At 34.4% G+C, this 14,543-nt stretch carries 17 protein-coding genes; 7 read left to right on the forward strand and 10 right to left on the reverse strand.

Annotation, left to right across the window (positions count from 1 at the left end):
- Positions 1–1,027: 1,027 nt before the first annotated feature.
- A complete protein-coding gene (locus tag PSF28_RS11090; RefSeq protein WP_210840543.1) occupies positions 1,028–1,423 on the forward strand; it encodes a hypothetical protein in 396 nt (131 codons plus the stop codon).
- A gap of 290 nt (positions 1,424–1,713) precedes the next feature.
- Positions 1,714–2,070: an MmcQ/YjbR family DNA-binding protein gene (locus PSF28_RS11095; protein ID WP_210839790.1), complete on the forward strand. Its 357-nt coding sequence runs from the start codon at positions 1,714–1,716 to the stop codon at positions 2,068–2,070.
- 53 nt (positions 2,071–2,123) lie between these two features.
- Here the strand turns inward: PSF28_RS11095 and tam are convergent, their stop codons facing one another.
- Positions 2,124–2,882 (reverse strand): trans-aconitate 2-methyltransferase, encoded by a 759-nt coding sequence (tam, locus tag PSF28_RS11100; RefSeq protein ID WP_210839792.1) that lies wholly within the window; start codon positions 2,880–2,882, stop codon positions 2,124–2,126.
- 67 nt (positions 2,883–2,949) lie between these two features.
- Positions 2,950–3,837 carry a PhzF family phenazine biosynthesis protein gene (locus PSF28_RS11105; RefSeq protein ID WP_210839794.1) on the reverse strand — a complete coding sequence of 296 codons (888 nt, stop codon included), beginning with the start codon at positions 3,835–3,837 and terminating at the stop codon, positions 2,950–2,952.
- A 334-nt stretch (positions 3,838–4,171) separates the two neighbouring features.
- On the opposite strand from PSF28_RS11105, the gene PSF28_RS11110 reads away from it, so the two are divergent.
- Positions 4,172–4,390, forward strand: coding sequence for a YdcH family protein (locus tag PSF28_RS11110; protein ID WP_004911507.1), 219 nt, complete (start codon positions 4,172–4,174; stop codon positions 4,388–4,390).
- Positions 4,391–4,445: 55 nt separating this feature from the next.
- Here the strand turns inward: PSF28_RS11110 and PSF28_RS11115 are convergent, their stop codons facing one another.
- Both PSF28_RS11115 and PSF28_RS11120 read right to left on the reverse strand, forming a co-directional pair.
- The gene (locus PSF28_RS11115; RefSeq protein WP_210839796.1) at positions 4,446–4,655 is read right to left on the reverse strand and encodes a hypothetical protein; all 210 of its coding nucleotides are present in this window, start codon (positions 4,653–4,655) and stop codon (positions 4,446–4,448) included.
- A 176-nt stretch (positions 4,656–4,831) separates the two neighbouring features.
- On the reverse strand, positions 4,832–5,857 hold the full coding sequence (locus PSF28_RS11120) for an isoaspartyl peptidase/L-asparaginase family protein (protein WP_210839798.1): 1,026 nt from the start codon (positions 5,855–5,857) through the stop codon (positions 4,832–4,834).
- Positions 5,858–6,316: 459 nt separating this feature from the next.
- Here PSF28_RS11120 and PSF28_RS11125 point away from each other — a divergent pair, with 459 nt between their 5' ends.
- A complete protein-coding gene (locus tag PSF28_RS11125) occupies positions 6,317–6,706 on the forward strand; it encodes a nuclear transport factor 2 family protein (protein WP_210839800.1) in 390 nt (129 codons plus the stop codon).
- Between the two features lie 101 nt (positions 6,707–6,807).
- On the opposite strand, the gene PSF28_RS11130 is transcribed toward PSF28_RS11125, so the two are convergent.
- Positions 6,808–7,650 (reverse strand): MBL fold metallo-hydrolase, encoded by an 843-nt coding sequence (locus tag PSF28_RS11130; protein ID WP_272685064.1) that lies wholly within the window; start codon positions 7,648–7,650, stop codon positions 6,808–6,810.
- A 183-nt stretch (positions 7,651–7,833) separates the two neighbouring features.
- Positions 7,834–9,501: a methyl-accepting chemotaxis protein gene (locus tag PSF28_RS11135; protein ID WP_247605444.1), complete on the reverse strand. Its 1,668-nt coding sequence runs from the start codon at positions 9,499–9,501 to the stop codon at positions 7,834–7,836.
- A 359-nt stretch (positions 9,502–9,860) separates the two neighbouring features.
- Here PSF28_RS11135 and PSF28_RS11140 point away from each other — a divergent pair, with 359 nt between their 5' ends.
- Complete coding sequence (locus PSF28_RS11140) at positions 9,861–10,199, forward strand: GlpM family protein (RefSeq protein ID WP_004911490.1); 339 nt, start codon at positions 9,861–9,863, stop codon at positions 10,197–10,199.
- A 211-nt stretch (positions 10,200–10,410) separates the two neighbouring features.
- Entirely contained in the window at positions 10,411–10,749 is a 339-nt protein-coding gene (locus PSF28_RS11145) for a hypothetical protein (RefSeq protein WP_247605445.1), read from the forward strand.
- Positions 10,750–10,796: 47 nt separating this feature from the next.
- On the opposite strand, the gene PSF28_RS11150 is transcribed toward PSF28_RS11145, so the two are convergent.
- Both PSF28_RS11150 and PSF28_RS11155 read right to left on the reverse strand, forming a co-directional pair.
- Positions 10,797–11,579 carry a class I SAM-dependent methyltransferase gene (locus PSF28_RS11150; protein ID WP_210839806.1) on the reverse strand — a complete coding sequence of 261 codons (783 nt, stop codon included), beginning with the start codon at positions 11,577–11,579 and terminating at the stop codon, positions 10,797–10,799.
- Between the two features lie 84 nt (positions 11,580–11,663).
- Complete coding sequence (locus PSF28_RS11155) at positions 11,664–12,155, reverse strand: N-acetyltransferase (protein ID WP_272685065.1); 492 nt, start codon at positions 12,153–12,155, stop codon at positions 11,664–11,666.
- 134 nt (positions 12,156–12,289) lie between these two features.
- On the opposite strand from PSF28_RS11155, the gene PSF28_RS11160 reads away from it, so the two are divergent.
- Positions 12,290–12,634 carry a DMT family protein gene (locus PSF28_RS11160; protein ID WP_115167132.1) on the forward strand — a complete coding sequence of 115 codons (345 nt, stop codon included), beginning with the start codon at positions 12,290–12,292 and terminating at the stop codon, positions 12,632–12,634.
- A 45-nt stretch (positions 12,635–12,679) separates the two neighbouring features.
- Here PSF28_RS11160 and PSF28_RS11165 read toward each other — a convergent pair whose 3' ends face one another.
- Positions 12,680–13,831, reverse strand: coding sequence for a pyridoxal phosphate-dependent aminotransferase (locus tag PSF28_RS11165; RefSeq protein WP_272685066.1), 1,152 nt, complete (start codon positions 13,829–13,831; stop codon positions 12,680–12,682).
- 250 nt (positions 13,832–14,081) lie between these two features.
- Complete coding sequence (locus PSF28_RS11170; protein WP_210839812.1) at positions 14,082–14,420, reverse strand: hypothetical protein; 339 nt, start codon at positions 14,418–14,420, stop codon at positions 14,082–14,084.
- Positions 14,421–14,543: the final 123 nt, after the last annotated feature.

Consider the following 14,543-nt stretch of genomic DNA (forward strand, 5'->3'; position numbering starts at 1 on the left):
CAATCGTTTAAAACGCTCAATGGTATATTTTTCATAGGTACAATCGATTGAAATGGAATAATCAATCGTTTGATTTTAATCTTCATTTTGTTATAAATGGATGATAAATAAAAATTAAATTGGTTTTTGTTGTTTTTTTAATATTGCGACATAAATGAATTGATAATCGTAAATACTCGTATGAAGAGTATTTGCAATTTCATTTTTGTATGATACTTTGAATATTAATTTTAATGATTAAATTATGCTTATTGTTTAGTGTTTTATTTATTCTATTTTTTATTCTATATTTCCATTTAATTTATACATATATAAATATTCTTATTTACAATGTCATATCATGTTTGTAATAAAATATTACCAACTGAAATGTTTTGTTACAAATTAATTGATTGGATAATAATAAATCAGTCCGAGAAATTTTATTATGTACGGATTTTACTGTAAGTAATAACGAACCTATATTAAATCTAGTCGTGATTATTTAGAATATCGGCAGTGGTTTTACATACTTGAGTAAATTAATCGTGAAGGGTGAAATTTTCCTGTCTCGTTTCAATATGGAACGATGCGTTTGTTATTCATTTGCTGCTGAAAAATAAAACGGTATAACCATTCATGTTTTCAAAGGTAAAGATTATCTTTAGTGTTTATTGTTATATTCTTTAAATAATTACTTCCTATGTGAATTAAATTGGTGCGTTTTTAACTAAATGTAAAAATCAGCACACTCAAATATTAACTTTCTTATAAAGTAATGGGTAAATATACATATTAAAGATTGATTAAATACACATAATTGATGTTTTATCAGTTGTAATTTCTGTATCAGATTTTATCTGCCATGATAGATACAACATCGAATGATAATAGCGAATTTTAACCGAAAAGGGTTCATGTAAGTGCAAAACAGATATGGTTTTCTTCAAAGGATAAGCAAATCACACGCTAAATAGGGGTTATGATTGCCCTAAACGTATATTAGGAATACATTACAAGCAATTAATTTCAGGAGTGGTAGCTTGCTGTGTACACCAAAATTTTGCGAGTTTTATGTGTTTTATTGTTGATATTATTAGCCTTTATCATAGGTGTTTCAATAAACTTTAGTAAAAAACCAACCCTTATTGATGGCGCTAAACAAACAGTAGTGGATTTTATGCACCAACCGAAAGCTGCTGACATGAGAAATGTTAAATTCTATTCACATGGTTCAATGATGGGTCATAAGGTTGTTGGAGATGTATGTGGTGAAGTATTTACATTTAAAGATGATTTACCATATAAGTATAAGCGGTTTATTGTTGAAGTTGCTGCTAATCATGAAGGCCAGTGCGTGTTTTCCATTCCTTTATTTGATTTCGAGGGGGAAATGATCTCTGAGCCGGATTTTCAGAAGATTTGGGATAATCGATGTCAGTAATTAAGCACATTATTCACTACAATGGTGTTGTGGTTGCTTGGGATCATTAAAGTGATTTCTATTTAGTAACTGTTCTTTGTTAATTTATCGTTCGAAAAATAAATATCGGTGCGATAGTTCCTCTAGAAGATTCACTGGTAATATTCTTGTTTTCATAAGAATTTTAGTAAAAAAACTACTTTAAGTATAACTGCATGAATAAAGATATTGTTACAGAGTGAGCGAGAAGGCGTATAATTCTGTAGGTAAGTAATTTTATTTAATCATCATTGATGAGATGGAATGATAAAATGAACAGAAGTGAATTGATTGATTATATTCAGTATAATTATGGTGTGGAGCCTGAAAGTCCATGGATGAAGTATCCTGAATATATTGTTTTTAGACGAAAAAATAACGCAAAATGGTTTGCAGTTATTATGTGTATTTCATCTAAAAAATTAGAAATAAATAAAAATGAGGAGGTAATTAATATTATCAACCTTAAAGCTCCTCCTGAACTTATTGGTTCATTGCGGTTAAAAGATGATATTTATCCAGCGTATCACATGAATAAAGAGCATTGGATTACGATAAAGTTGCCAGGGCGCCTTACTGATGATGAACTCAAGGAGTTAATCGAAGATAGTTATAGGTTAACAGCATAGTATTTCATTATATTGCTAGACTATCCCATCCGTGGGAAAAGTTTCCATACTAATTAGTTAAGCATTCTTGCGATGATAAACAATCGAGGAAATGGCATTAAAACATGGCCATTATCTTGTGTTGGGTAAGCTTCTGTTAATAATTCATGGTAACGCGCGAGAAATTGTTCGGTTTGTTTTTTATCTAGGTTTTCAACGTAGGGTCTTAATCCTGTCGCGCTTAACCAATCAATGATTGAATCAATAGATGGCATGACGTGATAATAAGTCGTTTGCCATATATCAACAGAACAATGGGCTGCTGAAAGCAAATCATAATATTCAGCTATTGATAAAAGCGCTGTTCTATTGACGGCGGAAATAGCTTGCTCACTGGCCACTTTGCGCATTAAAGCATGTGTGGGTTCATTCCAATTATTTGGCATCTGGATGGCTAAAATACCGTTGCTTTTTAATTGATTAACTAGATGAGGGAATAATAGGTTGTGATCAGGTAACCATTGTAGCGAAGCATTAGCAAATATAAGGTCCTGTTTGATTTCAGGAACCCAGGTTTCAATGTTTGCATCTATAAACTGGCAGTCAGGAAGGTTCTTTTTCGCTTCAACTAGCATGGCAGGAGAGTTATCGACCCCAATTATTCTTGCTAATGGGTATATTTCACGAAGTATTTGAGTTGAATTACCCGGACCACAACCTAAATCGGTTAAATTACATACGTTATCGGCATGAATATGGCTGATTAAGTCGTATGATGGACGCGTTCTTTCCTGTTTAAATTGCAGATACAAATCTGGGTTCCAATCTTGCATGTGCTAGCCTCATTGTTTTATTGAATAATTAAATCATAATTTATGGCCTAAGATATTGTCTTTCTAGTTAAATATGTATTGATCGAGTTCCCATCATGGCGGCTTGGCCGCCAACTTTCACTTGAGTAATATTTTTCGCTTGTGAGTGAATGTTGACTTGAATCGATGAGGAGCATCCCATGGCACGACCTTGCTCAAATAGAAATTGAGTTTCATTTGGTAAGACATAATTGACCAAATAGCAGCCAAGCGCTCCGCTAGCGCTGCCTGTTGCCGATTCCTCATTTATTCCATAGAGCGGTGCGAAATTTCGACAATGTGCTGTGATTGAGGTGTCTTGATTTAACTCAAATACATGAAAGCCGATAGCATTTGATTCTCTACTTATTGTGGTTATTGCGTCATAATTAGGCTGTAGTAAATCTAAATGACCTGTTTTTACAGGAATTATAATGTCGGGTAATCCAGTTGAAATTATCATGATAGGTAAGCTTGTTTCAGTGATAATTTCACTCGTTATGCCAAGGGCTGCTGCAACTTCATTGATATTAGGCCCATCTCGCAGGGTGGGTAGCGCCTGCTCCATAACGATATTGTTCGGGCTAACAGACACACTTAGAATACCGGCCTTGGTTTTTTGGGTGTAACACCCAGAGGAAATCAGCTTAAGTGACGCTAAAGTAAAAAACACCGCTAATGTGGCATGACCACAAAAATCGACTTCACCTTCGGGGGTGTAGAAATCTACTTCAAAATCAGTTTGTTCACCATTATAGACAAATGCTGTTTCTGAAAAACCGACTTGTTGCGCAATAGCTATTTTTTGTGAAGTATTGAGTGCTGGCGGGTTGAGAACAACACCAGCAGGGTTACCACCAGTATTATTTTGTGTGAAAGAATTTACAAGGTATACCTGAATATCTTGCTCAATTTCGCCGGTATTTTTAATTTGCATTTATTTTCCCGAGTTCTAAATAGATATCTTAAATTTTCGAGTGTACCTTACTCGTTGGTTTAAATTTAATAAGAGATAGAAACGCCATATTAACATTAACGCATTGTGTAATAGAGTCATTATGATGCTATTTTTTATTGATAGTTTAATGAACTCATAAATAAAGTATTAATAACCTGCTTAAACTAACATAGTGATGATACTTCACTCAAAATGACATAAAATTTAGTTGAAGTTGGTTAGGAATTTGATATAAGGTGGATGATATTATTTTTGATTTAGGTGAAAATGACTAGATTATGTGCTGATATAACTAACGCAGGAGAAATAACTTATGTTTCCAGAGTACCGCGATTTAATTTCTCAACTTCGTCAATCAAACCCACATTTTCGTGCTCTTTTTGAAAAACATAATCAGTTAGACCATGAAATTGCAAGATTGGAACATTCAGACCGAAGAGGGTATGGCGATGAGGTGGTTGAGTTAAAAAAACAGAAACTACGATTAAAAGAAGAAATATATAAAGTACTTAAAAACCCTGATGAAGAGTAAAATTTTTATTTATATGGCAATAAATTTTATTATTGCCTAGAAGTAATCGTATAATTTAACCATTAGAACAATGTTCAAAGTTATGTTTAAGTTGTTTAATGGCATACTTTTCTATATCCCTTAAACTCATATTCATGGTATCCAAACCTTTTATATCCATTTTAAGTGCATGAACAGAGCTATCATCACCGAGTAAAGTTATATGTAACCCTGTAATCTTTGTGTTTTCTTCTAATATATTTACTTGAGTTAGATTAAATCGCATAAAAATACCTTTTATAAAAGTTATAATTATTAATTAATCTACTCTAATTGCATGTTTATTTCCTTTACAAATAGTTAAAGATTGTAACTGTCATTTATCTTAATATTGTCATAATAGAAATAAAATCCCTCAATACTTATTAATTAAGTCGTGAGGGATTGTTGTTTACTTAAAGTTTATTCTTTATAAATAGATACATGAGGGATACCGTCATTACCTATGGTTCCACGGTACATACCTTCTGAATTAAATTCCATTGCGTAATTGCCAGATTTATCCAACACAATCACACCGCCACTGCCTCCGATAGCTTTAACGTCATCGAGTGCATTACGAGATGCATCAGAAAGGCTGGCTTTATTATATTTTACCTGTGCTGCAATATTATGAGCCGTAGCTGTTCGAATAAACATTTCTCCAGAGCCTGTTGCGGAAACAGCTACGGTATTATTATCTGCATAATTTCCTGCACCAATAATAGGGGAGTCGCCAACGCGACCATACCGTTTGTTTGTCATACCCCCTGTTGATGTACCAGCTGCAAGGTTACCTTGTTTGTCTAAAGCAACAGCTCCAACAGTGCCATATTTATAATCGTATAACATAGGGTCTACAAATAAGGCAGCTGTTTTCCCATCATGATCTAATACGACTTTTTCTTTTTCTTTCGCTTTTTGCAATTGCTTCCAGCGAAAATCAGTACGGAAATAAGCTGGATCGACAATTTCAATGCCTTGCTCAGCAGCAAATTGCTCAGCACCTTTAGAAACCATCATCACGTGAGGGCTTTTTGTCATAACAGCATAGGCGGCATTGATTGGGTTTTTGATAATGGTAACACCAGCAACGGCGCCTGCTTTCAGGTTACTACCATCCATTATTGAGGCATCCATTTCATTTTTTCCATCGTGAGTGAATACCGCACCTTTGCCTGCATTAAATAAAGGCGAATCTTCCATTACATTAATGGAAGCTTGTACTGCATCAAGGCTAGAACCTCCTTTATTCAATATGTTATAACCTGCTTCTAGCGCTTCATTTAGTTTATCTTGGTATGCTTTTTCTTGTTCAGGCGTGATTGTATTTTTCGTAATAGTACCTGCACCACCGTGGATAACTAGTCGGATCGGCGTTTCGGTAGCGGCAATTGCTTGCAAAGAAAAAGAAGCAGTAAGTATGCATCCTAACAAAAGTAACTTCATGATTAACCTCTTTAGGTGATTAGCTAAGATATTTTCATAATGCTTAAAAAGTATGGGATTGGAGTATGATGTTAGCAATTAGGAGAGTCGTAAAATGAGGAAAAAGTCACAGGTTATCAATAATGGTTCTTTAGGGGATGAAATTATTTAATAAAAAAAAGCCCCTGCATGCAGGGGTATCTAATGGAAATGTATATTTATAGTTATTGTTATAAGGTGTCTATTGCTTAGATAGACCATTAGATAATACCAGTGATTAGTACTTAATCCAAATCAGAGTAATCATAAAAATGGTAAATTAAGTGGTGTTTTGTAGATTAATTTACGGACAAATAAGAAATTATTGAAATATAGTATAGGAATAAAATTAAAAAGATAATAAATTGGTTTTTGACTTGAAATACAAAATAATACTCCCATAACAATTATTAATGCTGTTTTTATGATAAGGGATAAAATATGACTAATGCACAGTGGGTAACACAAGCATTAAATGCGGTATTAGGCGAGGATATAGGTTCATTGTCTGTGGCTAAGCAATATTTTTCAGACAAATATATCCAAGTTGTTGATGGGAAACAAATTGATTTTAATGAGTTTATTGCCCATTTGCAGGTATTGAAAGAAGCCACTGAATCAATCGTTATTACTATAAAATCGATCGCAGAAGGGAATGGGTGTGTTCATACTCAGCATCTGGCAAAAGCGACTAAAAAAGATGGTTCAATAAGTGAATTTGAGGTATTTGCTTGTTTTCAAATAGAAGATGGGAAAATTATCCGTTGCGAGGAAATGACAAGAATGATTAAAGGCAGTAATACGGATGAAGATTTGGGTTCAAGAACCTAAATTTTGATTGTTTTTGTAAGGGCTTAATATTACTGGTGTAGGTAAAACCTAATGTAACACTAGGTTTTACCTTATTCTATTTTGTGTTAACTGGTTTTATACTAACTTGAGTAAGTTAACTGTAATCCTGTGCCAACTTCTTGTACGGGCGCAAATTTCGCTAAATGTATTTTGGCGTTAAGATCGGTACAGTGACATGGGTGTATAAATTTTAAATCTTGCTGGCGAAAGTAATTACCTGTTTGTTCTAAAACTTCTTCTGAGGCTTGCTGCAAATGAAACCCGCCTATCACAGTCACAATGTTATTGATGCCAGTTACATGCTTTGCATATTCAGTAATATTGCAAATTCCAGAATGAGAGCAACCCGTTATCACAATTAGGCCTTCCGATGTTTTAATGGCAAGTGCAGAGTCATCAAAGACATAGTCGTCAACGATATTATGGTTGAAGTCGAGGGTAGTACCAATGGGGTCTTTTCCTTCAAAGCTATTGGCTCTAGGAATTTGGCCTAAAAATATAATATTTTCAGAAAGATAATATGGCTTAGTCGTTTCAATACAATGAAAATAAGAAGCTAAAAACTCTTTAGGTGTATTTGCTCCGATGACTTTAGATTGAAATTTTTTGGGAATTAAGGCATCTGGATGGTATATCAGGTGCTTAGCTTCTTGTGTTTCAATGTTACGGCGGTCAAAATGTTGAATTAAGTGACTTAAGCCCCATGTGTGATCGTTGTGGCCGTGAGAAAGAACCAGATCAGTGATATCAGCAAGGTCAATATTTAAGATATGTGCATTATCAATAAATATATCTGAATAGCCTGTATCGAATAATATTTTTTTATTATCAGCTTCGATATAGTAGCAAACACCGGGCTCACCGCAAAAATAGCTATCAATCAGGGTATTATTATCTACAAGAACAGTAATTTTTATTGTCATCATGAACTCATGTTTAATAGAAGTAATCGTAATCAGTTATATCAGATAAACTGTAAAAAGTTATTAAATGGCGATAAAACATAGTAACAAAAATTGGAGGAATGAGAGGGACATGAGAAAATTATCGGAGGCGACTATCGAAAGCCAACCTCCTAAATAAACGGCATACAAAATAATACATGATTAGACAAATTGTTTTACTTTTTTCACTTCGTGGTGAATATCACTGTCAACTTCATGGTCAGTTTTCGGTTCAGTGTGAAAAATAGAAATAATATCTTCTAATAAATCTGATTGAGATTCTAACGCTTTTAAGGATGATTGTAATTCGCGAGTCATAGCCGCATTCGCTTGTGTGGTATTATCTAACTCATTAATTGCTAAGTGTATTTGGCTTACCCCATGGGTTTGCTCATTTGAAGCAAGTGCAACACTTTGGATCATTTCATTGATATTAGATGTGTCTTGTGCAATTGAAACGATATTATCATTTGCATCCGCAGCTAATTGGAAACAGTGATTAATTTTATCGTTTGAATTATTAATTAATAACTTAATTTCTTTGGATGCTTGAGTACAACTAATTGATAATTCGCGTACTTCATTTGCGACAACCGCAAAGCCTTTGCCATGTTCACCTACTCTGGCAGCTTCTACAGCGGCATTCAATGCTAATAAATTAGTTTGAAAAGCAATGTTATCGATGGTGGAGGTGATTTTACTGATTTCTTTGGAAAAATCGACAATATCATCCATGTTTTCTACAACATCAGAAATAAGTTCATTACTTTTATCAATCGTTACACTCGTCTCGGACATCAATTGGCACGATTGATTAGTGTGGGCCGTATTTAATTTAAAAGATGAATCGAGTTCTTCGACACTGGCTGCTGTTTCAACAATGGCTGCGGCCTGTTGATCTGCTCGAATAGAAAGATCGTGATTCATCTGAGTGATGTCACCAAGTTCAACTTTTATATGGTGAGTGTTGTCATAAATATTTTTGACGATATCAATCAGTTTACTTTGCATATTAGACACATGCTGTTTAAGTAACTTGATCTCATATAACCCCTTATTATCAAAGCTGTGATATAAAACGCCTTGGCTAACTTTTTCAATACCATCAATAACTTGGTTTAGCGGACGAATAAAGAAAAGTTGTAGAATAAATCGAATAAATAGAGCTAAGAGGATAACTATTGAAATAGTAATAATTAAACCAATCAAACTTTGTTTATACAGTTGCTCACTTGCAAGAGCAATATCATGATAACTACTATTTAATTGTTGATGATAACTTACGTAGTTTTTTTCAAATGTATCCTGAAATCCTTGAGTAGGCTGATTTAAAAAGTCATATGTTTTTCCTTGAACTAAAAAGACTGAAAGCTCATTCAATGCAGCATATAACGCTTTATATGATTTTTCTAACTCAGCAAATTCACCGCTGTTTTTGTAGAGTGAGGTGGCAGTGAATGCATCCCAATAATTACCTGTTTCTGCCATTTTTTTATGATAAAACTCGATAAGGCTATCTATGTCAGTATTTGAAGTTTTCATCTTATTGATAATCAATAAATGGCGAGAGCTGGCACGATTTAAGGTATTTCGTGCCTGCAATAAAGACTGCCATGTATTATTCAACTGTGTTTGTTCGTTATAGATAGTATCGAGCTTGGTTAATGTTTCTTGATATTGTTTTAAAGAACTAAAGAAAAACCAACAAGTTGAAAGAAGAAGGGCGATAAGTAGGCCTGAAATAAACCAGACTAGGGTTGTTGTCTTAAAACCAGAAAAAGAGACTTTAGCTGAACTAAAATTAATTTTTTTTAAATTACCAGACATCATTGATTATTTCCTTTCATACCATCGAGTAGTATGTTTGTACGCATACTAAGAACGACTTCTAAACATAACGTTATTAACCATGAGCAAATCGAAGCTGTCCGATAGCTAAAAAGTTATATGTAGTCACGCGAAAGCATCAGGCGTAGGGACTAAGTAAATGTATCGGCACTAATTCTGGATACTTTATATTCAACAATTTGACTTAGCTCATAAAATTGAAAGGGATTAGGCAACTTTTACTGATAACGAGGGAATTAAGAGGAAATAATTGTTGTAGATTGCTACCTACAAGAGAGTTAATTTACGAGTGATTTGTGATAATAATAGTCAACGTTTAAAATTTGAGTCTTGAGTACGGTATGCTTTCTTTATTCTTTAAATGCCTTTTAGGTGCTTTAGCCGTATTGATTATTGCACTATTTTCACGTAGCAAAATTTACTATATTGCAGGTTTAGTTCCGTTATTTCCTACATTTGCATTAATTGCACATGTTATTGTCGTTCAAGAACAAGGAACAGAAGCTCTCAGAAAAACTGCACTGTTTGGGCTCTGGTCTCTCATTCCTTATGCAATGTATTTACTAACGGTATATTTATTAGCAACGAAAATGACTGCTTGGGGAAGTTTAAGTATGGCAACCGCTATTTGGATAATAACAGCGGCAATATTAGTTTATATATGGCAACTAACTCAATAAATAACATAGAGTGAAATAATTAGCTATAAAACATCATAAAACTAAACTCTTTCGATATGCTGACGGCTTAAACACACTTGGTTATAGTCGCAAAAATTTAAGTATTAACTATAATGATAAGCAGTGTTTTCTATTGAACTGTACCATTAAAATGTTATTAAGAACCCTGGTATTACTGTTAGTTGCTGGCTGTGCGTATATTGCAGGAATTATGACTGAAGTTAAACTTGATGCTGAGTTAGATACCGAAAGCCGAGTGAAAAGTTCTGTCGAAGATTTTCTTGCTTACCCCTCGGCTGCAAATTATAAAAATGTTCAATATTATGTATTGACGAAAAGTGAAGAAGGGGATGAAACGGGCTATTATTGCGGTGAAGTCTTTGGTTTTGAAAATGAATTACCCCATGGCTATAAAAGGTTTATCGTTAGGCTTCATAAAAATAGAGCTGGAAAAGTAATGATATCCATTCCTTTTGTAGAAAAAACAGATGATATTATTCCCGCAGAACAATTTGAAGCTGTGTGGGATAGATATTGTAAAAGAAGCTAAATTAATGATAGCTCGTTGAGTTGCTAGCAAAACGAGCGTCACTAATATTAATTTGATTTAACTGCCATCGTCGTTAGGAATGTGGGTAGATAATTATCAACGACAAACCGTGGATTAGGTTGCCAGTCCTCTTTAAAGCCAGTGATATGAAAGCCTACCTTTATTTGCCCACCAATGAGATCTGTCAGTGAGTGACCAAATACAAAAGCTTCTTGCCTTGCCTGCTTTTGTGCTATTTGCTCTGCTGATAAAGTAGATAATTCGGAGTAAGGCATAGTATAACTTGGCTTTATTATGCCTTGTTCGTCATATTGTTTATCACGTGCTCCAATAAAAACAACAGGATTAAAAAAACTGGATAACAGCCGTCCATTTGGTTTTAAAACACGGTAGCATTCTTGCCAGACAGGGTTAACATCTGGAATATATAGATTAGAAATAGGATGAAATATAATATCAAATGTTTCATTAGCAAACATGTGTAATGATCGCATGTCACCTTGAACGATCTCTAAGGTTAAATTATCTCTTTCTGCCACCATTTTGTCTTGATCAAGCTGTTTCTGAGAAAAATCAAAAACAGTCACATTTGCTCCTGCTGCCGCGAGTACCGGCGCTTGCTGTCCCCCAGCAGAAGCTAAGCAAAGAATTTTTTTATCTTTTACATTCCCTAACCAAGCATCATCAACAGGAGTTGGTGTTAAATGAACTTGCCATTTTCCCTGTTTGGCATCATTGATAGTTTTGGAATCAACGGGGGTTGACCAAGCAAGTTGTGATTCAGCTTGTTTATCCCATGCTTTTTGATTTGCACTAATGAAATCTGTCATAAAATGACTCCTGTATACAATAATTTGTCACAGTGTAGCAAAAAATAAGCAAATTAAAATAAAAATGTACTAATTAGTACACAATCAATTCCCAACCATTAGTTGATATGTGATGCCATTAAATTCAAAATTAGTGGCATTGCTCATGCCTATTTTTTGATGTGCCATAAGTGATCTGAGATTGTCTGCATTAATAAAGGCAACAGGTTTTCCTTGATTGTATGAACAAATTTTATCAAAAAGAGATTTGAGAATATTTTTCCCTCGATAATCACTATCGATACAAACAGGGCCATAGAACCAGTTATCTTGTATAATTTCTGCATGCTGTTTAATGATCAAATGCGCTATAGCGGGTAGGGATGAAGAGTTAGCGTCAAAGCTAAATACGACAGCAATAATTTTATTTCCATCTCGAGCTACAACGGTAGTCAGACTTCCAGCAAACATTGCATTGACTTTGGCTTGAGGATACTCACCGAGTAACCCACCTTGTTGGGATTCAGAATTAGATTGCAATAATTGGGCGACAGCAGGACAATCTGGTTGTGTCATTAATTCATATTTAATATTCATTATTACCTCGTAATGATTGCTAAATACGTTTAAATTTATGATATGAAGTGCAGGGGTATTTATGGGAGCACATTGTCGTGTGTTAATTCTAACCTCATAATATCGGTTATTTATTCTTTGTCTATTGAATCAGCATGTTAACTAAATTTTACCCAGTATTCTTACTTATTATTTCAAATGTATTTATGATGTTTGCTTGGTACGGGCATTTAAAGTTCACAACAAAGCCGTTGTATGTTGTTATTTTCTTTAGCTGGTTAATTGCATTGGTTGAATACTGTTTTGCAGTGCCAGCTAATCGGTTAGGGCATCAGTATTACAGTGCGGCTGAATTAAAAACAATGCAAGAGGTGATAACACTCTGTGTTTTTGTTCTTTTTTCGGTATTGTATTTAGGTGAAAGCTTTACCATTAACCATTTAATTGGTTTTATTCTTATTTTTGCTGGCGCCTTTTTTATCTTTAAGGGCCCATTTTAATATAAAAAGAGCAGCTTGAACTGCTCTTTTGGGGTTTAACTTAATTTATGCCCACCCTTTTTCATGAAACTGCTTTAATATCACAACAAATTGCTGCATTTCTTCGGGGGTTCCTAGTGTGAGTCTATTCCAGCCAATGGCTGGTGGGAATTCACGGCCAACCATAACATGAGCTTCAGCCATACGTTGTTGATAGGTTTTTACGTCACCTTTAACTTTATGGAAAATAAAATTAGCCTGAGATTGGGCATATTCTAACCCAATCTCATTTAATGCTTTTTCTACGATTTTTCTCGAAATATTGTTAGATTTTAGGCTGTATTCAATAAATGATTTATCCTTTAGAGACGCGATTGCAGCGACTGCTCCTGCTGTATTGGTATTATCAATAGATAAAAATTCGTCTACAGCAGCAATAATTTCGGGAGCCGCAACACCATAGCCAACTCTTAAACCTGCTAAGGCGAAAATTTTTGAGAAAGTACGTGTGACAATCAGGTTACTTTGGCCTTTTTTGACTAATTCAATAGCACTCGTAAAATTCGGGTCTTCAACAAATTCGGCGTAAGCTTCATCAACGATAAAAAATGTGTTGTCAGACTCTTTACCCATCCATTTAACCAACTGGCTATAAGGCGTGATCATTGCTGTCGGATTATTCGGGTTACAAATATAGACCATTGATAAACCGTCAAAATCATTAGCCGCTTTTTCCATTCCTTCTAAATCAAATGATAAATCAGTTTTTAAAGGAATTTTCGTTATCGTAATACCCAATGGCAGAGAATAAAGTTCTGCATAATTGAACGTTGGGTCAGGAGTGACTAGTTGAATTTTTTTACCGAGTTTGTTTGCTTTATTTGCCAACATAGCGACAGCAGCTTGAATCGTTTCAGATGATCCATTACCCATGCTAATGTGCTTATTAGATAAACTGTAGCGCTCACCAATATTATGCTGTAATTCAGCGCGAGCGTCATCCGGATAACGAAATGCATTAGGTAACGCTTTGATAATGGCCTCTTTTGCACTCGGTGACATCCCTAATGAATTTTCATTAAAATTCAGCAAGAGAGGTTGTTTTTCACTTGGTATATTTATGTTGTTTGTTTGCGCAATGGCTTGATTAAAAAGCGAGTTAAGTGCAATTCCACCTGCAACTACTGATGTGGATTTAAGAAACGAACGGCGATCCATAGTTATTCCCTGAAATTATTATCTTTGAAAGTATTAGATTACTCAAAATAGTCTTAAAGTAAATAATTATTTACTTTTTATGATTACTTATTCATTTGATTGGCTTGTGAACTATTGCAAATTTATCTATGGTAAATATGAAAAGAAACATGCCAAGGTAGCAAAGTAAGGGAGAGCAATTATATGGGGGGTATAACCATTGAAGTGATATAAACAAAAAAGGGTAGTGTTATTCTACCCTTGGTAAAAATTATTGGCCTTGTACAGGGGGATTAGGTGTAATTTCTACAACCGCAACTTTAACCATATATTGTTTACCATTTTCTCCTTTAGGAGCATCCGCAGCAATTTTTTTCAGTGTTTCATCTGGTTGAGTAGTTTGAATTGATGTTGAATACTGCATCATACCACGGTGACGATTTGCATAATTAGAGTGGCGGTAATTATCGCAAGGCCTATCATTATATTGCTGTTGGTTTTGGTACCCTCCGCGGTGCCATGAACCATTGCCATCTCCTGGGTAAGCGAATGTTGAAAAGCTAACCGCGATTAAACTTGCACTGAGAATTAATGGCTTTAATATATTCATGTTATATCTCCTTTAGATATTTATTAATTATTATTCTGCCATTTGAATTAATTAATTCAATTGTATTTACTTATCTAAATGAATAAACCATAATTCAGTCATGTTTCTTCCATTATTTTCTCA

This window comes from Providencia sp. PROV130, from assembly GCF_028482225.1.
Classification (GTDB): Bacteria; Pseudomonadota; Gammaproteobacteria; order Enterobacterales; family Enterobacteriaceae; genus Providencia; species Providencia rettgeri.